This is a genomic window from Rheinheimera pacifica, assembly GCF_900108485.1.
Lineage (GTDB): Bacteria > Pseudomonadota > Gammaproteobacteria > Enterobacterales > Alteromonadaceae > Alishewanella > Alishewanella pacifica.
The window spans coordinates 33,907-56,859 of record NZ_FNXF01000001.1 but is presented as its reverse complement, the minus strand read 5'-3'; the positions used below and the strand labels follow the sequence as shown (position 1 = coordinate 56,859).

General features: G+C 50.7%; 26 protein-coding genes. All 26 read right to left on the bottom strand.

Going from position 1 to position 22,953, the window contains the following annotated elements; all coding sequences use genetic code 11:
- Window position 1 precedes the first annotated feature (1 nt).
- Complete coding sequence (gene fliR, locus BLW68_RS00290) at window positions 2-781, bottom strand: flagellar biosynthetic protein FliR (protein ID WP_092788987.1); 780 nt, start codon at window positions 779-781, stop codon at window positions 2-4.
- Entirely contained in the window at window positions 778-1,047 is a 270-nt protein-coding gene (locus BLW68_RS00285; protein WP_092788985.1) for a flagellar biosynthetic protein FliQ, read from the bottom strand. The genes fliR and BLW68_RS00285 overlap by 4 nt, the downstream gene beginning before the upstream one ends.
- 13 nt (window positions 1,048-1,060) lie before the next feature.
- Window positions 1,061-1,810, bottom strand: coding sequence for a flagellar type III secretion system pore protein FliP (gene fliP / locus BLW68_RS00280; RefSeq protein WP_092788983.1), 750 nt, complete (start codon window positions 1,808-1,810; stop codon window positions 1,061-1,063).
- Window positions 1,803-2,165: a FliM/FliN family flagellar motor switch protein gene (locus BLW68_RS00275; protein WP_092788981.1), complete on the bottom strand. Its 363-nt coding sequence runs from the start codon at window positions 2,163-2,165 to the stop codon at window positions 1,803-1,805. Before BLW68_RS00275 ends, fliP begins: the two co-directional genes overlap by 8 nt.
- Window positions 2,162-3,037 (bottom strand): FliM/FliN family flagellar motor switch protein, encoded by an 876-nt coding sequence (locus tag BLW68_RS00270; RefSeq protein ID WP_177172112.1) that lies wholly within the window; start codon window positions 3,035-3,037, stop codon window positions 2,162-2,164. Before BLW68_RS00270 ends, BLW68_RS00275 begins: the two co-directional genes overlap by 4 nt.
- Window position 3,038: 1 nt before the next feature.
- Window positions 3,039-3,458 carry a PilZ domain-containing protein gene (locus tag BLW68_RS00265; protein ID WP_092788977.1) on the bottom strand — a complete coding sequence of 140 codons (420 nt, stop codon included), beginning with the start codon at window positions 3,456-3,458 and terminating at the stop codon, window positions 3,039-3,041.
- Entirely contained in the window at window positions 3,445-4,452 is a 1,008-nt protein-coding gene (locus BLW68_RS00260; protein ID WP_177172111.1) for a flagellar motor protein MotB, read from the bottom strand. The genes BLW68_RS00265 and BLW68_RS00260 overlap by 14 nt, the downstream gene beginning before the upstream one ends.
- A complete protein-coding gene (gene motA, locus BLW68_RS00255) occupies window positions 4,452-5,309 on the bottom strand; it encodes a flagellar motor stator protein MotA (RefSeq protein WP_092788973.1) in 858 nt (285 codons plus the stop codon). The genes BLW68_RS00260 and motA overlap by 1 nt, the downstream gene beginning before the upstream one ends.
- 19 nt (window positions 5,310-5,328) lie before the next feature.
- Window positions 5,329-6,048, bottom strand: a complete 720-nt coding sequence (locus BLW68_RS00250) for a FliA/WhiG family RNA polymerase sigma factor (protein WP_092788971.1) — start codon at window positions 6,046-6,048, stop codon at window positions 5,329-5,331.
- A 9-nt stretch (window positions 6,049-6,057) separates the two neighbouring features.
- Window positions 6,058-6,483, bottom strand: a complete 426-nt coding sequence (locus BLW68_RS00245; protein WP_092788969.1) for a flagellar basal body-associated FliL family protein — start codon at window positions 6,481-6,483, stop codon at window positions 6,058-6,060.
- Between the two features lie 14 nt (window positions 6,484-6,497).
- Window positions 6,498-7,697, bottom strand: a complete 1,200-nt coding sequence (locus tag BLW68_RS00240) for a flagellar hook-length control protein FliK (protein WP_092788967.1) — start codon at window positions 7,695-7,697, stop codon at window positions 6,498-6,500.
- Window positions 7,694-8,020, bottom strand: a complete 327-nt coding sequence (locus tag BLW68_RS00235; protein ID WP_092788965.1) for a hypothetical protein — start codon at window positions 8,018-8,020, stop codon at window positions 7,694-7,696. Before BLW68_RS00235 ends, BLW68_RS00240 begins: the two co-directional genes overlap by 4 nt.
- Window positions 8,021-8,274: 254 nt before the next feature.
- A complete protein-coding gene (gene fliS / locus BLW68_RS00230; protein ID WP_092788963.1) occupies window positions 8,275-8,667 on the bottom strand; it encodes a flagellar export chaperone FliS in 393 nt (130 codons plus the stop codon).
- A gap of 17 nt (window positions 8,668-8,684) precedes the next feature.
- Complete coding sequence (gene fliD / locus BLW68_RS00225; protein ID WP_092788961.1) at window positions 8,685-9,980, bottom strand: flagellar filament capping protein FliD; 1,296 nt, start codon at window positions 9,978-9,980, stop codon at window positions 8,685-8,687.
- 93 nt (window positions 9,981-10,073) lie between these two features.
- On the bottom strand, window positions 10,074-10,907 hold the full coding sequence (locus BLW68_RS00220; protein WP_092788959.1) for a flagellin N-terminal helical domain-containing protein: 834 nt from the start codon (window positions 10,905-10,907) through the stop codon (window positions 10,074-10,076).
- A gap of 97 nt (window positions 10,908-11,004) precedes the next feature.
- Window positions 11,005-11,970, bottom strand: coding sequence for a vWA domain-containing protein (locus tag BLW68_RS00215; protein ID WP_092788957.1), 966 nt, complete (start codon window positions 11,968-11,970; stop codon window positions 11,005-11,007).
- A complete protein-coding gene (locus BLW68_RS00210) occupies window positions 11,970-13,028 on the bottom strand; it encodes a VWA domain-containing protein (RefSeq protein ID WP_092788955.1) in 1,059 nt (352 codons plus the stop codon). The genes BLW68_RS00215 and BLW68_RS00210 overlap by 1 nt, the downstream gene beginning before the upstream one ends.
- Window positions 13,029-13,038: 10 nt before the next feature.
- Window positions 13,039-13,809: a MotA/TolQ/ExbB proton channel family protein gene (locus BLW68_RS00205; protein WP_092788953.1), complete on the bottom strand. Its 771-nt coding sequence runs from the start codon at window positions 13,807-13,809 to the stop codon at window positions 13,039-13,041.
- Between the two features lie 157 nt (window positions 13,810-13,966).
- Entirely contained in the window at window positions 13,967-15,946 is a 1,980-nt protein-coding gene (locus BLW68_RS00200; protein WP_092788951.1) for a PEGA domain-containing protein, read from the bottom strand.
- 12 nt (window positions 15,947-15,958) lie between these two features.
- Entirely contained in the window at window positions 15,959-17,401 is a 1,443-nt protein-coding gene (locus BLW68_RS00195) for a hypothetical protein (RefSeq protein ID WP_092788949.1), read from the bottom strand.
- A gap of 32 nt (window positions 17,402-17,433) precedes the next feature.
- Window positions 17,434-18,720 carry a hypothetical protein gene (locus BLW68_RS00190; RefSeq protein ID WP_218141264.1) on the bottom strand — a complete coding sequence of 429 codons (1,287 nt, stop codon included), beginning with the start codon at window positions 18,718-18,720 and terminating at the stop codon, window positions 17,434-17,436.
- 19 nt (window positions 18,721-18,739) lie between these two features.
- Window positions 18,740-19,291: a hypothetical protein gene (locus tag BLW68_RS00185; protein WP_092788947.1), complete on the bottom strand. Its 552-nt coding sequence runs from the start codon at window positions 19,289-19,291 to the stop codon at window positions 18,740-18,742.
- A gap of 139 nt (window positions 19,292-19,430) precedes the next feature.
- Window positions 19,431-19,697: a hypothetical protein gene (locus BLW68_RS00180; RefSeq protein ID WP_092788945.1), complete on the bottom strand. Its 267-nt coding sequence runs from the start codon at window positions 19,695-19,697 to the stop codon at window positions 19,431-19,433.
- The gene (locus BLW68_RS00175; protein ID WP_092788944.1) at window positions 19,697-21,004 is read right to left on the bottom strand and encodes a motility associated factor glycosyltransferase family protein; all 1,308 of its coding nucleotides are present in this window, start codon (window positions 21,002-21,004) and stop codon (window positions 19,697-19,699) included. Before BLW68_RS00175 ends, BLW68_RS00180 begins: the two co-directional genes overlap by 1 nt.
- A gap of 7 nt (window positions 21,005-21,011) precedes the next feature.
- Entirely contained in the window at window positions 21,012-22,037 is a 1,026-nt protein-coding gene (locus BLW68_RS00170) for a hypothetical protein (RefSeq protein ID WP_092788942.1), read from the bottom strand.
- Window positions 22,038-22,050: 13 nt separating this feature from the next.
- A complete protein-coding gene (gene flgL, locus BLW68_RS00165; RefSeq protein ID WP_092788940.1) occupies window positions 22,051-22,947 on the bottom strand; it encodes a flagellar hook-associated protein FlgL in 897 nt (298 codons plus the stop codon).
- Window positions 22,948-22,953: the final 6 nt, after the last annotated feature.

Here is a 22,953-nt window from a genome sequence, read left to right as displayed (position 1 = left end):
CTTACTCCATCAGTAAACGCATGCTGTCCAGCACATGGCTGGTCAGCGCAGAAAACTGCACACCGGTTTGGCTTAAAGTTAAAAATACACAAACAAACCCCAGCAGCAGCGTCATCGGAAAGCCCAGTACAAACAGATTTAATGATGGCGCAGAGCGCGTAGCCACACCAAAGGTCAGGTTAACCAGCAGCATGGCAATTACCGCCGGTAAGGCTACCAGCAAAGCCGCACCGAACATCCAACCAAACAACTGCAGCAACACGGTAATATTCAGCTGATACAGGCCGCTGCCCACCGGCCACAGGGTAAAACTGTCAATCAGTACTGCCAGCGTCAGTAAATGGCCATTTAAAGAGAAGAACAACAGGGCTGACATCACCCAGAACAAATGCCCCAGCAAAGAGGTAGAGTCACCGCTGCCGGGGTCCATCATCATCGCCATCGACAAACCCATCTGCATCGACAGCATCAGCCCGGTCAGGGCCAGCACTTCAAACAAAATACGCACGGCCAGCCCCATCATAATGCCAAAGCCAATTTGCTCGAAGGTGATAACAATCGCATCCAGCGAAAAGGGGTCAACCTGCGGCATGGCTGGCAATGTGGGGCCAACCAGAAAGCTTAAAAACATCGCCAGCAAAATACGCGCCCGCGGCGTAACAGCGGGGTTGTCAAATACCGGCATCGCCCACAAGAGTGCTGACAAGCGGACAAAAGGCCACCAAACGGTGCCAATCCAGCTCATCAGTTCGCCACTTGTCAGCGAAATTAACGAATTCACCCAAATACTCCGGGGATAATCTGTGCCAGATTAGCAAACCACGCCAGCAGGGTTTTAATCAGCCAGTGGCCGGCAAATACCACCATTAACAGCGTGAGTAGCATACGCGGTAAAAACGTCAGTGTTTGCTCCTGAATAGACGTCGCCGCCTGAAACACCGCTACAACAATACCCAGAATAAGCCCCGGCACAATCAGCACCAGCAGCATCTGAATAATGGTATACACTGCCTGAGCAATAAGCTCAGTAGCCTGTTCCGGACTCATAGCCTGGCTCCCGTCATGGCGCCGCTCCGAACGTGGCAGCTAAAGTACCGGCCACCATAGACCAGCCATCTGCCAGCACAAAAATCATTAACTTAAACGGCAGGCTGATAATAAGCGGTGACAGCATCATCATACCCATCGACATCAGCACACTGGCCACCACCAGGTCGATAATCAGAAACGGAATAAACAGCATAAAACCTATCTGAAACGCTGTGGTCAGTTCACTGAGCACAAAGGCTGGCATTAATACTTCCAGCGGCACATCTGCCGCAGCCATAGTGGTGGGTTCTTTGGCAATTAACAGCACCTGATGCAACTCGTTTTCACGTGTTTGCGCCAGCATAAACTGCCGTAGTGGTTGCTCTGCACGCGCCAGCGCCTGCTCCAGCGTCATTTCTTCTGCCTGATAGGGTTTAAAGGCATTTTGATACACGTCTTGCCACACCGGGCGCATAATCAGCAGTGTCAGCATCAAAGAAATACCAATCAGCACACGGTTAGGCGGGCTTTGCTGTAAACCCAGCGCCTGGCGTAATATGGCCAGCACAATCACAATACGGGTAAATGAAGTGAGTACCATCAGCATGCCGGGGATCAGGCTTAATGCGGTCATCAGCAGCATAATCTGCAGTTTTACGCTGTAATCCTGACCGCCATCGGTGTCGCGTACCGATAAAAGTGTTAAATCATTTGCCATTGCCGTACCGCTTAGCAGCATAGCTGCCAGCAGTATTAACAAGGTCAGCAGTGGCTTACTCATGATGCTCAGGTGCCGCCTTGCGGTTAACAAACTTAAGGCCATATTTGCCATCAACCATCACTACCTCGGCTTTGGCAAACAACACACCGTTTACTTTTACATCCAGCGCTTCGCCTACGGCTTTGTCCAGCGGCAGCACATCGCCGACACTGGCCCGGCTAAGCTCACCGAGTGTAACTTCGGCACTGGCAACTTCTAAAGTGACAGTCAGCGGCACATCACGGAACATCGACAAACCATCAGCCGGCACACTGGCACCGTCAGTACCCTGCTCGAAGATATCGTCCATTTCCATCATATCCAGCCCGGCCAAAGCCGCATCCAGACCTTTGCTGTTATTCAGGTTTTCGTTCATGCTTGTTTCTCTTTATTAACGATATCAGTAATCTGGAATACCAGGCTGTTGGCTTCTTCTGCCACTTTGCCCAGAAATAATGCTGTCTGGTTAAGCTGTAATGTCATAGCACTGCCAAATTCGATCGGCAGTACGGCACCATCCAGACAGGCCTGCAACTGGCGCAGGCTAACTTTCTTACGCACCATCTCAACCCGGCACTGCACCGGAACCTGTGGCCAGTGTGTTATATCTACCGCACTGGCACTGATAGCACTGTGGTATTGCGGGGCGATAAAGAACTCCAGCGGCAACCATAAGAACCAGCTAATCACATCGCTGCCAAGCAACAAGCGCACCTTTAGCGGCAGGTACTGAAACCGGGCCGGTTCCATTTGCTGTTTTACGGCACTGGCCGGTAATGCTGATTGCTCTTTGAACAATAACTGCTGCATAGCCTGTAACTGACGCTGGGCAATACGGCTGCAAATGCGCAGCTCTGAGGCGCTTAATTCGGTTTTTTCTTCTCCGGGCAGCACTTTGCTAAGCTGGCCGCCAAGCGATAAATCAGCCAGATGGTGTACGCTGATATAATCCAGCGCCAGATAACAATTGGTATCAGTTGGCACCAACACCGGACACTGTAATAACAGCCGCCCCGGCTCTGCCAGCCAGCTGTCAAGCGCACTACCCTGGCATAAAGTCAGTTCAATATTAAATTCGACATCGGTCAGCAATTTGCTCAGTTCTGTCTCTACCGCCTGCGCTAAATCAGGTAAGCGTTGTTTAGCCTGTTTGCTGGCTGCGCTGAAACGGCGTTGGTCCAGTGTCAGCGCAAATGGCTGGCACCGGGCGGCCTGGTCAGCCTGGACCAGCAAAGTGGGAGTTTTCATCTTATTCATCTGCAGTTACGTTATCCGTCGCACCGGCATCGCGTGATGCCCGGTAGGCTTTTTTACTTAAGCGGCGCAGTAAATTCAGCCGCTGTTCGCGCTTGGCGTCCAGCCAGCTGATACCAAGAAACACTAATTTGTCGCTGACCTGACGGCGGTATACCACCTCAGCTTTAATCTTAAACTGGTTGTCATATTCAACCATGACGATATCCGGTACCGTTTTTGCCAGCGGCGCCAGTAAACCGGCGCCCCCCAGACTCATGTCCTTTACCACTGCCTGACAGATCTGGCTGCCAAATAAGCCGCTCTGCCACAGCTTTACCGCTATACCTTTGGATTGAATAGCCACAGGCTGACTCTGGGCGCTAAAGTACCAGCGTAAATATTTGCGCGAAGCCTCAGGTTTAGTTGCTACCATCGGTTATCCTTATTCCTGAACGGCCAACGGGTTGATTGCGCTGTGCTTCTTGTGCTGCCTGTTGTACGGCGTTGTTCTGGTTATCGGGGGAGAACAACTGGTTTAATTCCGCTTCGGCGGCACTGGTTAAGATCAGCAATTCAATGCGCCGGTTAGCGCTGTCGCCCTGATCTTGCTCGTTTAGCGGCCGGGTAGCCGAAAATGCGGCCACCTGAGCTACCCGTTCAACCGGCATGCCACCGGCGGCCAACACCTGGCGGGCCTGCAAAGCACGGTCACCCGACAATTCCCAGTTACTGTACTGGCTGCCGCTAAAGGCGGTGTTGTCGGTATGGCCGGAAATAATCAGCTTGTTTTGTACTTTTTTAAACACCGGGCCCAGGCTGAGCAGCAAGTCTTCAAAAAACGGTGTCATACGCATCTGGCCGCGGATAAACATCTGCTGCTTTTTGTTATCGCGAATAATAACCCGCAAGCCCGACGGCACGATGTCCAGTTGGATATGCTCCTGCGCCATCAGCTCGGCTGCGACCTGTTCAAAGGCTTGCAGTAACAGGCTCAGTTCTGCCGGGCTGTCGAACTGGCCATCAATCAGTGAATTTAGCTTATCGCCCTTACCTGCCAGTGGCCTGTCGTCACCTGAGGGCACCTGCAGATACTCTGACATGCCAGGCAACGGGTTATCCGGCGGCAAAGTGTTGGCAGAATTCTGATCTACCACTGAGGGTGTGCCGCCTAAATCGACCGGAAACGGGCTATTACCCGGTTCAAACGGCGCCGGGCTGCCTTCGAAAATAGAATGGGTGCGCATATAGTTGGCAATTTCGGCGCGCTCTTTCATATTGGAGACTTCTAAAATCCACAACACCATAAAGAATGCCATCATCGCCAGCGTAAAATCGGCAAAGGCGACTTTCCAGGCACCGCCAGATTTGCTTTTAGCGGCGCTGCGCTGACTGCGCTTAATAATAACCGGCGAGCTGGAGCTGTTCATCAGGCGGCCTTATCGTTAATCCACTGTTCCATCGTGGTAAACGATGGCTTCTGCTCTTCGTTAATCATGCGGCGGCCAGAATCGGTTGCCACTATCGCCACATGGCCTTTGGCATGAGCCACCAAAATAGCGCGCACACACTCAAGCAGTGCAACCTGCTTTTTCACGTATTGCTCCATAGCAGAACTTAGCGGGGCCATCAGACAGTAGCAGCCAAAAATACCAATAAAGGTACCCACCAGTGCAGCCGCAACGTGATAACCAATGTTGCTAAGCGGGCCATCCAGATGCTGCATGGTAATAATAATACCGCCCACCGCGGCCAGAATACCAAAGCCCGGCATTGCTTCAGCAATAGTGGCCATCGCGGCCGAAGGCTTTAATTTTTGCTGTTCAATGGTATAAATTTCCTGCTCCAGCAGGCTGTCAAAGTCATGCGCGTTTAGTTTGCCCATGCTCATCAGACGCAGGTTGTCGCAGACAAACACCACCAGTGCTTCATGTTCCAGCACCAGTGGATAGGCAAGAAAAACCGAACTGGTCTGCGGGTTTTCGACATGCTCGTCCAGCTCACGTAAACCTTTACTTTTGGCCAGATCCAACAACGAATACATTAATAACAACAGCTCACGGTACAGCGCACTGCTGTCTTTGTGCTTTATAAACTGCGACTTTAACTGCGACCACATTTCTTTTAACACATAGCCGGAATTACCCACTACCAGAGCACCGAAACCGGCACCAAAAATAATAAGAAATTCAGCGGGTTGCCACAATGTTGCCACATTACCACCGGCGAACATATAACCACCGACAACGGCTCCCAGTACGATAATAAAACCTACTATTTTTTGCATTGTTCTGCTTCCTGTACCTTTACCATTGCGCCAGCTTTTTGCTGAGCATTTCCACCGATTGTTTATGTAACTGGCAAACCCTGGACTCGGTTAACTCCAATACCAGTGCAATCTCTTTCATATTCAACTCATGGCTGTAATACAGCTGTAGCAACAATTTATTGCGCTCAGGCAGCGATGCCATGGCCTTTGTCAGTGACAGCTTAAGCTCGAACTGGCTTAAACTGCTGCTGCCAAGCTGAGCCTCAGCCTGTTGCTCCAGCAATAAATCCAGGCTTTCCATCGCTTCGGCCTGGCCAACATATTGCAGTTCAAGCAAGGTTTTTTGATCAATATCCAGCGCCTGACACAGCTCCTCATCAGTGGGAACCCGCCCCAGTTGCCGGGTAAGTTCACGGTTTTTATCCCGCAACTGATGCGACTGCTGACGCAACTGACGCGGCCGCCAGTCGGTACGGCGAAACTCATCCAGCATGGCGCCCCGCACACGTTTGAAGGCGTAAGACTCAAACTGTTCGTCAACATCACGGCCATAACGGCGCAGTGCACTTAGCAGGCCCATCAGACCAATTTGCTGTAAGTCGTCTTTATCTACCATACTGCCAACCAGGCTGCGTAAATGCGCCGCTGCCCGTTTTACCAGATAGCCGTAACGGTTTAGCAAGGCACTTTCCTGCGCCGGGCTGAACTTAAAACTGCTCGGTTGTTCCGGATCAGACCATTGGGTTGTTGCCAGCATAAAACGGCCTTACTGAATAAACACGTTAGTAACCAGTACCTGTTCAATCTGATAACTGAACTTGTTCTGGCGCAGGGTCTGGTTAAATTTATCCAACAGCGTAGCTTGCACCTGTGGAATATCTTTAAAAGCGTCTTTCACGTCGGCATGGCTGATATTGCTAAAATGTGCCACCAGCGTATTACGTAGTAACGGCGAAGCATCAGACAACTGGGTCATTACCTGGCTGTCATGGCTAAGCAATGTCAGTTCAAGCACCAGATAACGCGAATGCTGTGCATTGTCGACACTGATAACAAAGCGGTCCAGCGGGTAAAACAGTGGCTTGCTCTGCTCTGCAATCTGGCTTTGCTGTTGCCCAGACCAAAAGTAAGCTGCACCACCACCAACGGCCAGCAGTAACACCGCTGCAATCACTAACACTAAAGCTTTCATGTCTTACTATTCTCCTATACCAGTCGGTTAAGCCAGCCAGTGGTTAGCTGCGCAGACGTTGAGCTGCTTAACTCTGTAACGTCGTCGGCAAAATGGGCAGCAATTTGCTCAGGCGCAGCATCTTGCTGGCCGCTCTGCTGTTGTGATTGTTGGCGTACATCGATATCAAGCAGTTGTTCGCTGCCCAGCCGCTGAGCCAGTTGCTGACGCAATTGATCTAAATTTTGCTGCATGGCTTCACGCATCTGATTATTGCTTGCATACAACTGCACTGTAGTGCGGTCGCCATCAACACTGACACTCAGCTCAATTAACCCCAGCTGCGGCGGATCCAACCGGATCTGTGCGCGCTGTATTTGCTGGCCCAGCTGTAAATTGATTTTGTCGGACAATAAATACACCAGCTTCTGGCCCCACTGGCTGCTTTGTAAGCCCAGTTGGTCAGCCTTCCACTGAAACGCCGGTTCTGCTGATGCTGTGCTGGCAGGGGGCTGCGCGGCCGCTATACCGCTAACTGCAGCAGCATCACTGTTATGCGGGCGTACCAGCTCAGTTGCCTGGCGGATAAAGTGCTGCAAAGACATTGGCGTAATGGGTAAGGCCGTATCTGCGCCTGGCAGCGACGCGCTTTTTATGTTGCTATAGGCACTGCTGCTATTTAGCACGGCAGCCTTATAGTCTGTGTCAGTGAAGCCTGCCAACCCCACAACAGTTTGCTGCATCGCTTCTGTGCGCAGTGAGTTTAGTACCGGCAGCGGCAAAAAATTAAGTGCAGATAATAGCGATGGGTTCAGCACTATATCGGCAGTATCTTCAGTCAGCACTGGCGTGTCAGCTATGATGTTTGCGTCTGTCTCAGCCACATTAGCTTGCAAGGTATCTGTTGGCGCACTGATGTCAGCCGCAGGGCTGGTTGTTGCCACAGCTGCCGCGATTATTTGCGACAGTATGCTGGCATCAATTTGCATTTCAACTGGCACCAGCGGCCTATCCGCAGTGTTCGTTCCTGTGGTATCTGTGCTGCCAGCCTGCGGTAGCTGTGCCATCAGCTCGGTATAGCCGTTTAGAGATGGCGCTGTGTCTGGCTGATTTAACATAAACACTGAGCTATCAGCCCCCTGCTCAGCGCTTTCACCAAGGCTGTGATTCGGTAACACCCCGGCAGCTGTGCCGCTGGCGTTAGCGCCTGGCTGGCCTACCTGTAACTGGCTCATAACCCTTCACCTTCGATGGTTTGTTTATATGCCAGCACACCCGGCCGGTTTTGATTAAATTGTTTCATCTGTGTCTCAGTGCGGTGCAGTTCTTCTTTAGCCAGCGTTAACACCTGCTGATAACTCTGCTGCAATACGCCAAGCTGGGTTGAAAATTGCTCGCGCGCTCCGGCAAGGTCTAACTGCTGGATCAACGCCATTAACTGGCGATCCAGATTGCGCAATAGCGGCCAATTTTGCGCCTTTGCTGCCAGCAGTAAATTCTGCTGCAGCTTTAATAGCTGTTTTGCCACATCAACTGCATGTAAATGGTTTAACGGCACATTCAGCCCCTGTTCAACTTTGCTAAGCAGAATGATTTAGCAACTGTCAGGCCACAATTCAAATTAATGATTTATAAGTGTTTTTAAGAAGGCGCTGATAAAAAGCGGAAGTAATACTTCCGCAGATCGGAAGCAAGCCACTACCGCTTGCCGCCAGCTTCCGGTAAAAGCGGGGCGAAAAAAAACCGCAGCCAAAGCAGCGGTTTTTCGATAACTCAAAGAGTGCAGCAGCGCCACAATACGCTATACATCTGTCAGGCAGCGCTTTGCGACAGGCCTTGCCAGCCTTCTTGCAGGTTGGTCATGATCACCCGCACGGTATCCAGTGAGGTTAAATCGTTTTTCAGGCTGGCATTAAGCAGTGCCTGGCCGCAGTGCTGATATAGCTTTTGCATATTAGCTGCCACTTCACCACCGTTTTGCTGGTCCAGCGATGCATCCAGCCCGCCAAGAATTTTTAGCATGCGCTCAATACCGGCGGCTTTTTTATCAAAACGTTTTGCCTGAATATGGCCTTCGGTGCGCGATAGTTCGTCAAGAAAACCATCAAATAACATCAGCACCAGCTTGTGAATATCAGCCCCGGCAGCTTTGCCCTCTACTGCCGTACTTTTATAAGCCTGATAACCATTGCCAAAATCTAACATAAGCTGTCTCTCACTAGTTAAAACTGCCCCATAGAGCTTTCAAGTTGCGCTATGGTAATTTGCATCTGGGTAAACTGACTCAGATAGCGCTTGAAGGTTAATTCCATGGAATAATCATGCCGCTTTTGTTTTTCGGTGATTAAATCCAGGCTGGCCTGCAGCGTTTTTTGCTTACCACCCAGTAAACCACCATAACTTTTGCTGTAGGGTTCTACCGTTTTTTCCAGCTTTGCCAGTACACCGGTATCTGAGGTTAGCATGGCTTCCAGTGCTGCCGGATCATCTGCCAGTGCTTTTTCAAACCGGTCGCTGTTAATACTCAACTTACCGTTGCGGTCAAATTCCAGGCCCACGCTGTACAGTGTTTTACCGCCAATTTCGCCCTGAAACGCCGCGCGAAGCTGGCTTTGTACACTGCGCGCCATACTGTCATTTTTCAGGTTGGTGTCGCCGGTAATACTGCTGACAATACCATTGTAGCCATCAATAAACTTTTGCAGGTTATCTTTAATCGCCTGCTGATCCTGGCCGATTTTGATATTTACCGGGCTATCACCGGCCGCTTGTGCTTTAACCAGATCAATAGTTACACCTTCAATCACATCGGTTAGGCTGTTGCTGGCGCTGGTCACGCTAATAGCAGTATCGCTACCTAAACGCACTATGGCGTCCTGAGCTTTTTTTAATTCCTGCTTTGCCGCCAGGGCCGCAGTAATATCAGCTCCTGCAGCATCTAACCCAGCGGTAAAGCCCAGCGTCAGCTCATTGGCTGCACCGCTTTCATCGCTGGAGATCACTAAAAAGGTTTCATTGCCGCTGCGCATTAACGTAGCGCTGACGCCGGGGTTATCGGCATGGCTGTTAATTGCCTTGGCCAGATCAGCCAGTTTGGCATTGGCAGGTAACCCAGCCATGTCGACAGAAAAACTGCTACCACCCAAATCAATATTAAACTCACCGTCTGTCGCCAGCGCGGCTGTAGGGTCAAATGACATGGCCAGTTGGTGGTTTTGCGCCAGTTGCTGAACAAAAATATCGTAACTGCCTGCCACGGCTTTACCACTGGCTTTAACGGCTAAAGTCGACTCGCTGCTGCTACTGGCAGTGTTGGCCAGCAGGCTGCTGTCAGCTTTGCGAAAATCTTTCAGCTGGGTTAAAAAGCTACCCATAGAGGTTTGTAATTTTTTAATGGCATTAAGCTGGGCGGTAAACTGTTTTGACTTAGCCGACAGTAAATTATCTTTACCGGCGCGGTCAATTTGCGTGTACTGGCGGGCCAGAGTCTGGGGATCAATACTTAAATAAGACGCCATAGTGTATACCTTCTGCCACCAACTAATGCCTGAAAAATACCCCGCCAGCTAAAGCCGGCAGGGTTATACCGCTATTGTTACACTGGCAGCGTATTAACGCAGCAGTGAACCAATCATTTGTGTTGTGCTGTTAGAGGCACTCAGTACAGAAATACCTGAGTTCATCAGTAACTGCTGTTTAGTCATATTTGAGGTTTCTTTGGCGAAATCTGCATCCATCAGCTGAGAAGCAGAAGCCGACGTGTTTTCAACCATATTGGTTAAGTTGTTGATAGTATGATCCAGACGATTCATAGTCGCACCCAGGCTAGCACGGGCTGCACCGACAGTGTCAATTATTGTATCAATTTCAGCCATAGTAGTTACTGAAGAAGCCTGATCCGCTAAACCGGTAAGTGCACCGATTGCAGTATCAACATCACCAATTTCAGCAGAAATATCAACGTTCATTACTTCCGCAGCTGAAGAACCGATTTGTAAGTCGATTGCTGCAGCAAACTTACCGCCGGTTAACAGCGTTGTACCTGAACCGTAAGAAGTATTGGTCATGATATTGGTTAACTCTTCTGACAGTGCATCAAACTCTGCGCTCATTGCAGTGTATTCAGAAGTGTTGTTCGTGCCGTTGGCGCCTTGCGTTGCCAGTTCTTTCATACGGTAAGCAATGTTGGTCATCTCTTCAAACGCGCCTTCAGCGGTTTGCAGCATAGAGTTAGCATTGTTAGCGTTATAAATAGCCGCTTCCTGGCCACGTACCTGGGCATTTAAGCGGTTAGCAATTTGTAAACCTGCTGCGTCATCTTTAGCAGAGTTAATGCGAAAGCCAGAACCTAAACGCTCTAACGCTACTGATAAATCGTTATTGGTCCGACTCAGTTGGTTTTGGATCGATTTTGACGCTGCATTGGATTGAATTGATAAAGCCATCGTGAAATCTCCTGTGATTGATGCTCAGAGAGTTAAAGCGACAGCGGTACAACGGAACTAAAATTTTTTTAAAAGAATTTTTGGTGCGCCGGTAAAACTAAAATGCCAGGCCGACAAAAGCGCCACGGTTGCGCTTAGCTACCGCCTGCATAAAAGCGGCAAATTGTGCGGCATCGCCACCAGCTGGCCGGTAAAAACCGATACCATGAATACGAAAACGCGGATTACCGGCCGGGTCGGCATTTTTGCTGGTAATAGTGCCAACAATAGCATCCAGGCTGGATGAGCGGTAATCATCACCAAATACATACAGGCTAACTTTGCCCTTTGTTTTGCTGTACAAGTCCAGCGCACGTAAAATACCCACTTCCGGCGCACTGCCACCGCCGGTAAAGCGTTTCATCCGATCCATGGCGCGCTGGCGCATGCTGGTTGAATCACTCAGCCATTGCCCTTCCTGGCCGGGATACAAAAAGGTGCCGTCGGCCGCGATCACCTGAAAACCTTTCATTTGCGGGTGATTAACTAAAATATCATTCACGACATTAATCACCTGCTGCCATTTATTGCCTGCCACCATAGAACCAGAGTTATCGATAACAAAGACTACATAATCGGCATCGGTCGGAATACCGCCCACTTCGTCTGACGGTTTATCGGTGGATTTAGGCACATTGAGCATCGCTGTGGCCTGGCGCAGTTCATTACGCAATGAGCTGGCCTGATCCTGCAATTGTTGTAATGTCTGCTGCGCACGGGGAATGGAAGACTCCAGCGATTTCAGCTGTTCAGTTACAGAGGCTGAACGGGCCTGAGCGGCAGCAAGTTGCTGCTGTTTGTCTGACACCGCGCCTTTTAGCAGCTCAACGTTAAGCTGGGCCGCTAATACCTGTTCGACCATAGTGCTTAAATTGTCAGGCCCAAGTTCAGTATCGCTTTCGCCGTTTTTAGCCAGCAATACCAGTAGCACCACTGCGCCAAAAGCACAGGAGATAATATCAAGAAACGACAGGGTAAAAATTTCCACCGGAGGCCGTTTGATCCTGCGCTTGCTCTGCCGCATTAAGGCCACTCCTTTGCCGGGGCTAAAAAGGTACCCTGTGTTACCTGAGACCAGCTCCAGTACATAGCCGACGCATAAGGATCACCTTCAATCGGCAGCAAAATCACATTCATCCGCAGCCCCTGGCCAGCGCGTTTAACGGTTTCAACCAACAGCTCCTGCCGGCATTGTGACGAAATTGACTTTTTACTGGTTAGCAAACCGCGGCAACGCACGCCAAGGCCGTCACCCAGTGTTGGTAAGCCATCGGTTATTAAATACACATCGGTGACCCCCGGATGTAACTCGCGCAGCTTTTGCAGGCCAATTTGCAAATTGGTACCGCCGCTGGGCACCAGTTTGCCAATATCGCGCACTATGGCGTTCATTGAGTCGGATACCTGAGCAGAGCTGGCCGGGCGTTGACCTAACATAATGGCGTCTTCAGAAAAAGCCACTACGGTTACTTTTGCGTTCTTTGGCAAACGGGCCAGCAGCCACTGCGCTGCGCGCCGGCTACGTTGCCATTTGGGTAGTGCCAGCTTCTGGTTGTCCGGTAATGCCATATAGCGCAGCACTTCAAGCAGGTTTTCACCCATCATCGACGCTGACTTATCCAGCAAAATGCCAATTTCCTGGCCTTCTACCTTCAGGCCGGTAATATAATTTTGCTGGCCGCTGCCGCTTAGCTGCACATTGGCATCAGGTACCGGTAACCGGGCTATGGCGGCCAGTTGTTTTTCCAGATCGGCTACTACCGCCAGCTCGGTGGAAATTTGTTGTAGTAGTTTGCTTTGGTCGCTGCTGGTATCGCTTTGCGACAGCTTAACATCCTGCTGGCTGGATGATTCCAGTGCAATTTTGTTGCTCAGCTCATCAATCGACTTCTGCAGTTGTTCGCGTTGCTGTTGGGCGGCGTTTAACTCCTGCTGCAGCTTATTAGTTTCGTCGGTAGGCTCCGGCACAAAGGCGTTAAAATCGACCAGAATTAAAATCAGAATAACAGCGCCCAGCCCGCATGCCATCACATCCAGAAATGACATATTAAAACCATCTTCAGCGCGCCGCTTTAGTTTCATAGCGTACTAATCAGTTATGCAAATGCGCTAACAGGTGTTTCTCACAGGACTGTTGTGTATTTAACACCATCGTATCCTGCCTGCCATTAAGGATGTGCATAAAATACATTAAAATCAGTGAAATAAATAACGCCACCAGCGTTGAGTTAAAGGCAACCCCCAGCGATGCTGTCATACCGGCGATGTCGCCGGCCAGCGCTTTATCTGCCTGCGCCAGTGCCTGGCCAATACCACGCACAGTACCGACAAAGCCGATACTGGGAATGGCCCAGATAATATAGCGCACCATACTGTTACCGCTTTCCAGCTGTGCAGCCAGGCTTTCTACTGAGGATTCAATAGCGTCGGCAGCGTGCTGCACATTGCGGGTATTTTTAAAACGCCGGATACAGTTGATCCAGGTCGCCATGGCCGGGTTATCTTTGTACGACGAGGCTTCCAGCTCTGACAGCGCCAGCTCGACATCCAGCGGCAGGCTTTTATCATAGTCACGCAGAAAGTCGCGGGTATACAGGGTTTCTTCATCTAACAGACGCCACAACTTGTATCCCATCAGAAACAAGCAAAACAGCAACAACGAAAAACACACCTGCTGCTCCATATCTTTTACAATAACCCAGACAGAAAACAAGCCGCTGCTGCCCTCGGCAGCCAGAATAGCCGCCGCAGTGGGCCGCACTATACCTTCATAAAACAAATGCACCAGAGTGAAGCACCCCGCCAGCACCAACACACTGGTAAGGATGCCGGGGTTCATGGCGGCAGAATCTTTGTTACGCATAAATGTGCAGCTCCGCTCGTCAGATATTAATAGGGAAATCCTGTGGCGCATCCAGTGACACAAAATAAGCCGCCGCGGATCCTGCCACTGCCAGTAGCACTAAGGCCAGTATGATGCGCTTTTTCATAGTTAACTCCTGCTATTGATACTATTAATACTATTGATAGCGGGCAATACGAAAACCAACATCGTCTTGCGGCCTGTTGCCTTCGTTACGGATACTGGCTCTGAGCTCCTTCAGGCGACCAGACTTATACGACGCCCCTTTTATCACATGCCCCTGGCCACTGGCAGCGCCGCGATAATCAGTATACTGCCTGGTAGTATCGGGTGCGGTTACCGCGTAAGCATCATGCACCCATTCGCGTACATTGCCGTCCAGATCATAAAAACCAGCCCGATCAGCGCGGAAGCTGCCTACCGGCGCTTTACCGGCAAAGCCATCGTTATAATCGCGGAAAAAGAAAGTTTGCTGGCCCTGTACCGACTTATCGGCAAAGTTACCCTGCTTATCGCGCAACCTATCTTCGCTGCCCCACACATAAGTCGTTCTGGCGGCGCGCCGGTTGTGCTTGGCAATAAACTCCCATTCGGCTTCGGTTAACAGCCGGTAGCCTGGGCTATCGGCGTTAATGCCCACCACCCTGTCGCCTTGCAGGTTATAAAACGCTGCCAGCCCTTCCTGCACGCTTAACCAGTTGCTGAATTTAACGGCGTCCAACCAGGATACCTGGGTTACTGGCAGGGCTGAGCCGCCGGTTTGCCCTTTAAAAGCACCATACTGTGCTTCTGTGATCTCATGGGCCGACACCCAGATATTACGGCTGAAATTAACATTAAGCGGGTGCTCATTGCGGCCCCGATCTGCCTCGTTGGCCGGTGAGCCCATGGTAAAAGCTTTAAGTTGTACTTCAATAAGATTAATGCCCAGTGTTTGGGCAAATAATGGTTTACCTTCACGGCGGCGGGCGTCGAATTCTGTCAGCATGTCGGCTTGTACGGTTTGCGTTTGCCGCTGGCTGGGCGTAACAGTTCGGCTGACGGTACGGTAACCGGTTTTACGAAATTCAACATTCTGCGCTAATGCCTGCAACGACAAGGTTAGCGGAGTTTGCCCTACCATCTTGCCATTAATCAGTACATCGGCCGTATGATTAGCACTAAAACGCACCTGGCCCATTTCTGCTTTCAGCTCAAAATTCAGTGTACGTTGCTCAGCCGGTTTTAGCGTAACGTTTTGCGATTGCGCCAGGTAACCGGCTTTTTCATAGCGCACGGTATAAGCTTTACCGGCATCAATACTGGCCGGGCTACTGGCCGGTTTACCATTTAAAAGCAGTACGCCGTCTTGTGGCGTAGTGGCTATGGTGAGTACAGCTTGCAGTGGCTGTAAAAAATAATCCCGTGCCGCTTTGGGCTGACGATAGCTTATGTCGATAGTATCCTGCACCGGCTCGTAGCCCTCCAGGTTAACCTGCACCTGATAGCTGCCACCGTTTTGCGGTAAAATTAACGGTGTTTTACCGACAACCTGACCATTTACCGTAACGCTTGCCCCTGCCGGGCGCGACGCCAGTGTCAGTTCCCCCTGCACCGGCGTTAATGTCAGCGTTTGGGCAATATCATCGGCAATAGCGGCTGTCAGTGTCAGGCTTTGCGGCTGAAAATACGGCTGTTCTGCACTAATTTGATACTCACCCGGCGCAAAACGGCCTGTAAGCATAGGGCCCTGGCTGTACAACTGGCCATTGACTGTCCAGCTGATATCCGCCACTGCTGGCACGGTGTCCAGCTTAATACTGGCAGGCATTGGCTGTAGCGTAACACTGAGGTTGCTTTGCTCACTGCTTAACACCAGCCGTTGCAACGGCTCAAATTTATCGGCACTGATCACAATTTCAGCGCGCGGGCCCAACATATAGAGTTTATTTTCAATAAAAAAGCCGCTGCCCGACGCTACCGCAAAACGCTGGGTTTGCGCGGCCTCTGCCGGGTGCACCGTTACGGTAAAACCTTTTAATAAAAACAGCCAGGCCAGATAGCTGGCCATAACCAGAGCCAACAGCACAATACTACTGAGCACGATCCATTTGCGCTTGCGTTTATCTGATGCGATAGACGTATCAATCCGACTCACTGCTTATTCCTCTCAGATCCGGGTTTTGCATTGTAGCTGTACAGCAGGCATAGCCGGGCTAACTTCAACGCTGATAATTTCAGTACGATAGCCTTTACAGCTGCCTTCAAACTGATAAGTGCCTGGTAGCAGGTTAATGGTTTTTTCTTTTACTTCACCGACATGGCCCACACCAAGCACCCGGATACTGGTGCGGCCATCGCTTTTTACCAGCACAGCCACCGGTTGCGCCTGGGCCTGCAGCAAGCTTTGTAACTGGTTAAGCTGCTGTGCCAGCTTGTCGCTTTGCGTTATTAACGGCTGGGCTGCCGCTATTGCTTCATTGGCGCGCTGGCGGATATTGGCATCAGTAAGGCGTTGTGGACTGGCTAAAAATGACTGCAACCGCTGCCCGGCCTGAATAATCTGATTAGCGTTTTGCAACGCCTGCTGCAACACCGGGTTATCGGCGTTTAACTTCAGGCCATTTTCTGCCAGCATTTTTACTGTCGGCCATTCATCAACCTCAATAAATACCTGAATTTGCTGCTCTGCCTGCGCGGCAGCACCGGCTTTTTCGGCGCTATCGAGCCGGCGCTGCAAATTCACTAATTCTGAGCGGCTGCTATCAATGCTGCGCGCCCGGGCTAATGCCTGGCGGGCAGTGGCGTAATCGGCCTGATCCAATGCGGCAACGGCCTGCGCCACAACATCAGCAAATGATTGTTGCTGCGCTTGCTGGTTTAACGCAGCCAAACGTTGCTGCGCCTGTTGCTCTGCCGGATCTAACCGGCGAATGCTCTCCAGCAATGTTTTTTGCTTACTGACATTGTTTTCCAGCTGCGCTACCCGTACCTGTTGCCACAGTTCCTGCACTTGCGTTGCCACATCCAGCCGCTGCTGCAACTGTAATGCCGGCGCATATAACGGGTTTACTGCCAGTGCCCGGCTGTTATTAAGTTGGGCCACTGGCAGATCGGTATTGGCAAAAGCGGCACTGGCCGTTTGATAAGCTGTTTCATAAGCCTGGGTATAGTTTTGTTGCAACGCGCTGCTTTGCTGCTGAATATCGCGCAGCAAGGTGCCGGTTTCGCTGTAAAGCTGCTGGCCATACAAGCGGTAAGCTTGCTGCATGTTTTGCACTAAGGTATTTACCGCAGCGCTTTGCCAGGCAACAAGATACGGATCAGCTGCCAGCTGATTAACCTGATTATTGGTGTCTGACAGCAGCTGCTGTAACGCTTTGCGGGCTTGTTCATCCGGTATGCCTGACGCAGCAGGCCCGGACGTTGCAGATAACGGAGCGCCCGGTGCAGCACCAGCGACCGGAGCCGAAGCCGAAGCGGCAAACCAGTTTAACGCCAGCCACACTACAACCAATAGCAATAACACGGCAAAAAAGCCGGTTATTACTTTGATATAAAACGCCTTTTGTGACTGTTTATCGTGGTTTATTACATCATCTAACGCTGCCACATCCGGTTCCTTGCCTGAAGCTTAAGACATCTTTACAGCTGCTGATTTGGTGTTGCTTCTATCTGATAAATCTCTAACAGCTTTTGTCTTAACTGGGTGTATTGCTCAGTAGCCGTACCTTTAAGCTCAATACTCTGCTCGTTCAGTTCCACCACCTGGGGTGTTACCTTAATATCCAGGCTTTGCCCCATTTCACTGAGCACATCGCGCTGTGCACTCAGCTCGCGGTTTGTTTGTATTGCCTGGCTAAGGCTGTAAATTGCTGCTGCCCCCGCAGCAATAGCACCTACTTCACCGATAGCAGAATTAGAGTTCTTCACCAGCATAATGCCCAGCACGGCACTGCCGGCAGCTACCAGTTGCTGGGTAGCGCGTTCGGCTTTTTTCTTCCTGATATCAGCAGCAATCGGCAGGGTTTCGCGCTGATATTTGCGATAGGCTTCGTCTGATTCGGCATAAAAGGCTTCATAGCTGTCTTGCAGTTGGTCAATAAACTGCTCATCTTTTGCCTGCAGTAGGTTTACCCGTTGCAGCATAGGATCGTTTGCGGCTGGTACGCCGTTCAGATCATATACGGTTTGCCGGGAGGTAAAGCCTTTTCTTTTGCTGACAATATAAGGTGCAAAGGCTTCCTGACTGTACATAGCGGCATAGCGCAAGTCAGACACCTGCTGAATTTTCTTTTTGTCTGCCTCTGATTTTTTAATCAGCAAGTCGTAAACGTAAGCGGCAATATCGTTAAATACCGGCGAGTAAGGGTTTTGATCTTTACGCAGCGCATCGCGGTAAAAGGCTTCACCTACCTGATGCTCAAAGGTCTTTTCTCCCCAGATATCGTTAGTAGCATCCATCACCCGTACGCTGATGCGCACCGTTTCGGTATCAGAATAATTTATTTTGCCAAGTACATACACATCGGCAGAAACTGACGCATCCGGCGTAACATTGATCGAACCAAATACTTTGGTCGCTGCCAGTGCTTTTTTGGTGTCAATGGCAAAGCGGTTTGCTTCCAGCCGCCGTACCTGTGGCCAGATATCTTCTTCAGCCACTTTTTTGTCATTAATATTGCCTTTGGCATCCAGCGGAATGCCCGGGTCAAATACCGGCACGGCCACATTCAGATAAATAGCCGACTGATACTTAAACTCACGCTCTGTCTTACCCAGCTCCGCTGTTTTTGGCTGGCCGCCAATAGCAGGGCCTACGCTGCTAACATTAGTCTGGGTAGACTGACAACCACTAATTGCCAGAGCCAGCAGGGCGCAGGCAGCCGCCAGCCAGTGTTTATGGTGTTGCAAAAGAGAACGAGGTTGCATTGCCAGCTCCATTTCTAAATTATTCACAGCCATATTGTGTCATCAAAGCGCTGAAATGTTTTTTCTCAGTGTCAGTCGTCGCGCCCGCCAGGCCTTGTTTCACCGTGTCACACACTGCAGAGTTACCTTGCTGGGCTTTGCCTTTTTGTGTTGCTTTTGACGGTGAGCTTTCAGACTCTTTAGCACTATCAGCATTTTGTGTCTGTTCAGTACCGTCTGACTGCGCGGCCTGTTCATTAGTGCCAGCGGCGGCATCAGCCACGCTGCCAGCTCCGGCGCCTGCGGCACTGATCCGCCCGGCACCGCTGTTTATTGCCTCAGCCATACATTTTTCACTTTGATTCAGATTGGCGGCAAAATCGGCGTCCATGCGCTCCAGTAGCTCGGCTTTGGTCAGCTCGCTGCCATCAATATCTTTAAAATTAATCATTGAGCAATCGCCATATGATGTTACAGCTCCGGCTGAAGGTGCTGGCGGCTGAGTTTGCTGGGCACAGGCTGGAAGTGTCAATGACATTAACGAGAAGCTGAACAACCATAATGGGCCGCGGAAAATAGTTTCGCTGGGCATCCTTTACTCCTTACCGGCAAGGCTGAATGTATCACATTGTCGGTTGCATCTCAGGCTGGCAGACAACAATACAAGACAGCAGGTTAGCTCTGTATTATTACCCTATATTAGGGTTAATTTTACTTGTTGACCAGCGAAATCAGGCTGAGGAGCCTGCCAGCAGTTCCTGCAGCTCGTACTCAAGATAATCTGCCAGACCTGACCAGTCGCGGTTTTGCTGGCACTGCAGCACTGCCGTTAACAATTGCTGTAACTGAGCGATCTGTTGTGGTGTGGCGCTGGCAAACAACGTAATAAGTTGCCCGGCAAGGTCTGCCAGTTCAAGTGCCGGTTGCGTGGTTATACCAAGCCGGAACTGCAGCGCCAGCGTTTTGGCGTGCTGCCCGCATTGAGCAACAGTGGGCATTAGGTTGTAAGCTCCGTATGGTATTGCGTGCCGGCAATTACCGCACCGGCTTTCGAGGTGTTAAAAAACCTGACTGCAGATTGTTTGCTGATATAACGCTCTAAGCCGGTCAGGTAAGTAAGCAAATTGCGTAAGGTGGGTACTTTTTCGCCAAAACCATTAATAACCTGTTCGGTTGCAGCCTGATACCCGGGCCCTAAAGCACCGTTTTGCCAGCTGGCATGAGTTTTATTATGGCTAAAGGCAAAGTCAGCACCAAACAACAGCACACGCTTTGCGCCCATTTTTACAGCCAAATCTACCGCGGGGTGTATTACACTGCCATGGCTGAATAACGCTGCGGCAGCTAATTGTTTGCGTACCGGGTCGAAAACCGCACCGTCGCTCAAGGCTACGTAACGTTTGCCTGGGAAATGTTGTAACAATTCGGGGTTCGCCAGCGGGAAATACACCAAACTACTGGCCGGTGTTAAGCTGCTGCAGGGCAAATGCTGTAATGTGATTTTATGGTCGCGGCTGACAATAATATCCGGCCGGATATCCTGCGACAGCAAAGCTGCTACTGCAGTATCTACGCAAATAAGCACAGGTGCATTATGCTGTTGCTGCGCTTGCTTGATAAAGCCGTAATGTTGCTCCAGCGAAGGGCCGGCACCGATCACATAAACGTCTTTCTCTGGCGCTAATGAGTTAAACAATGCCTGCACCGGCAGGTCGTGTTGCCAGAATGGCTGGTTTTGCTGCAAACGCGGCAAAAAAGCACTGATGTCCTGCTTTAAGCGCTGCGCGGCGTAACCGGCTTCCAGCTCGCTGTACAAGCGATCACGAATTTTCATACTGCCATCACTGGCCAATACTAACTCAGAGGGCAACACGGCAAATGGCAGCTGAATATCGCTCTGGCTGGCCGCCAGCTGTAACGTTACCCGGCTGTCACTGAGCCAGTGCCGCTGATCAAGTAATTGCAGCACCAGCGCAAAAATATATTCATTTAAGATACACACATTCAGCTGTTGCAGCCGTTCGCGGCTAAGCAACTGTTGCTGCATATCGCCAAGGCCGGTACCGTACAGGGTAATATGCGGATAATGTCGCGGCAATTTACTGATTTGTTGTAAGGCTTCCTGCTGCCGGTTATGACGGCTGGTTAGCTGAATACCGTTAATCAGCAGGGTATTATCCTGCCCTTCTATCAGTTGTACTGCCGGGCGGTGTTGTTCAGCGGCAGCCTGTTGTAAAACATCTGCCAGTGTGGGCCAGCGGCTGGCAATTACGCGCATATTTTGCGCAAAACAGTCGTTAATCATTACTCTGTCAACCCAAACCAAACTCAACCAGGCTACGGGTAATATTGGCTTGTGACATCACTACCGACACCGCACTTTTACTGCCACCTTGCATTGCAATACGCAGTTGCTGGCTTAGCGCATTCAGTTCAGTGTTATCATTCTGGCTTTGCGAAATAGCCACCAGTTGCGCCTGCAACGCGGCACGCTGTGCCTGTACCTTACCCAGCGCATCTTTTAATTGTTGCTGCGCCAGCTGAATTTGCTGGCTATAGGCCTGTACATTGTCGGCTGTTGTCGCCGCTTTACCCAACTGAGCCAGTGTGCTGTCGGCAGCCTGCAGTTTTACACTTACCGGATTACCTGCGGCAACACGCACGCCCTGGCCACTAATTAGCCAGGGCTCCTGCAATTTACGGGCATCGCGCGCTTCGGCAGAGAAATACAGCTGTTGCAGATTATCACTACCAACGCTGATTTGCTGACGGGCAAAGGCTTGCTGCACTGTGTGCAGATTTTGCTCTGCGCTTTGCCCAGCCGGTAAGCTGATACTGACAGCACTGCCGCTGCGGCCCAGCAAAATACTAACCTGCTCGTTTTGGCGCCGCTCTGACAGTAAATCTATGCTGTGGCTCAGGCTGGCTTTTACCGGTGCAGGTTGAGCACTGGCCGGGGTTAAATCGGCATTAAGGCCTGAACTACTGTGCGAGAGTTTTTGTTCCAGCTGGGCTAACTGCTGTTGTGCCTGCTGCTGTTGTTGCGCTGATAACTTGCTGTTACCCGGTGCATTCAGCTGCCGGCGCAGGTTTTCCAGCGACTGATATGCCTGGCGGATATTGCGCTCGGTTTGATCAGTCTGGCTAAGCTGTTTACTGACATCTGCTGCCAGCGCCCATTTGCTTAAAACCTGTATCTGCCGCGATTGCCGCGATGCCGGAACCGTGCGGCCAGCATCGTCAGCACTAACAGCCTTGATCACAGCAGCGCGATCAGCCGCATTTAACGGCGTTAGCGCACTGTTACTGACCTTATCAACCGCACCGGATAGCTGCATAGCTGCGCCTTACTTAAACATAGGAAAACAAGGTAAGCCTGGAGACGCTGGAATATACTTTCAGCGACGACTCATAAGACGCCATCGCCTGATTCATTTTGACGTAGGCTTCCGGGTAGTCTACTTCTTTAATGTCATCACGCAGTGTCTCGGTAAATAGTGCTATATCATCATTACCCAGTGCCATTTCGTCCAGCGAGGCTAAAGTCCCACCAATGCGGGTGATCTCACCGCTTACCGTAGCCAGAAAGCTACTGATATGGCCCAGCATATCGCGGGACTCGTCACCCACACCGCCAGCCGGCGCCGTGCTGATTAAATCCAGATAAGTTTGCATTTGATTTAAGAAATTTACGCCTGGGTCCAACGCGCTGCCAACAATATTGCCCGGCACACTGGAGTTATCTGACACCGCAATCTGACGCACGCGGTTGTCGCCGTTGTACTGATATACGCCCAGTGCATCGCGCTCAAACGGTTTAACGTCAGTTAAACTGCCTGAAAAGTAATAATTGCCGTTGCCATCTTTGGCATTAAGTAAATCGACAATAGCCGGCATTAACACCGCCAATTCCTGGCTAAAGGCTTCCAGCTCGGCCTGACCCATAGAACCGTCTGCCGCAGTGGTGACGATTTCCTGCACTGAAGACAGCGTATTTACAATGCTGCTTAACTGAGTTTCCTGCTGGCCCAGATTAAAATGCACAGCATTCATATTCGATTTGTACTGATCCAGTTTCGTCAGCTCGCTGTTTAATGTTAACAGCATCACCGAACCTAAGGGGTCATCTGACGGCTTTTGTATCCGCTGATTGGTGGCCAGCTGGGTAGATAACTTACTGTACTCGGCAGTAGACTGCTGAATATTGCGAATCGTGGTTAAATGATACTGATTGCTGCTAACGCGCATAGCCAC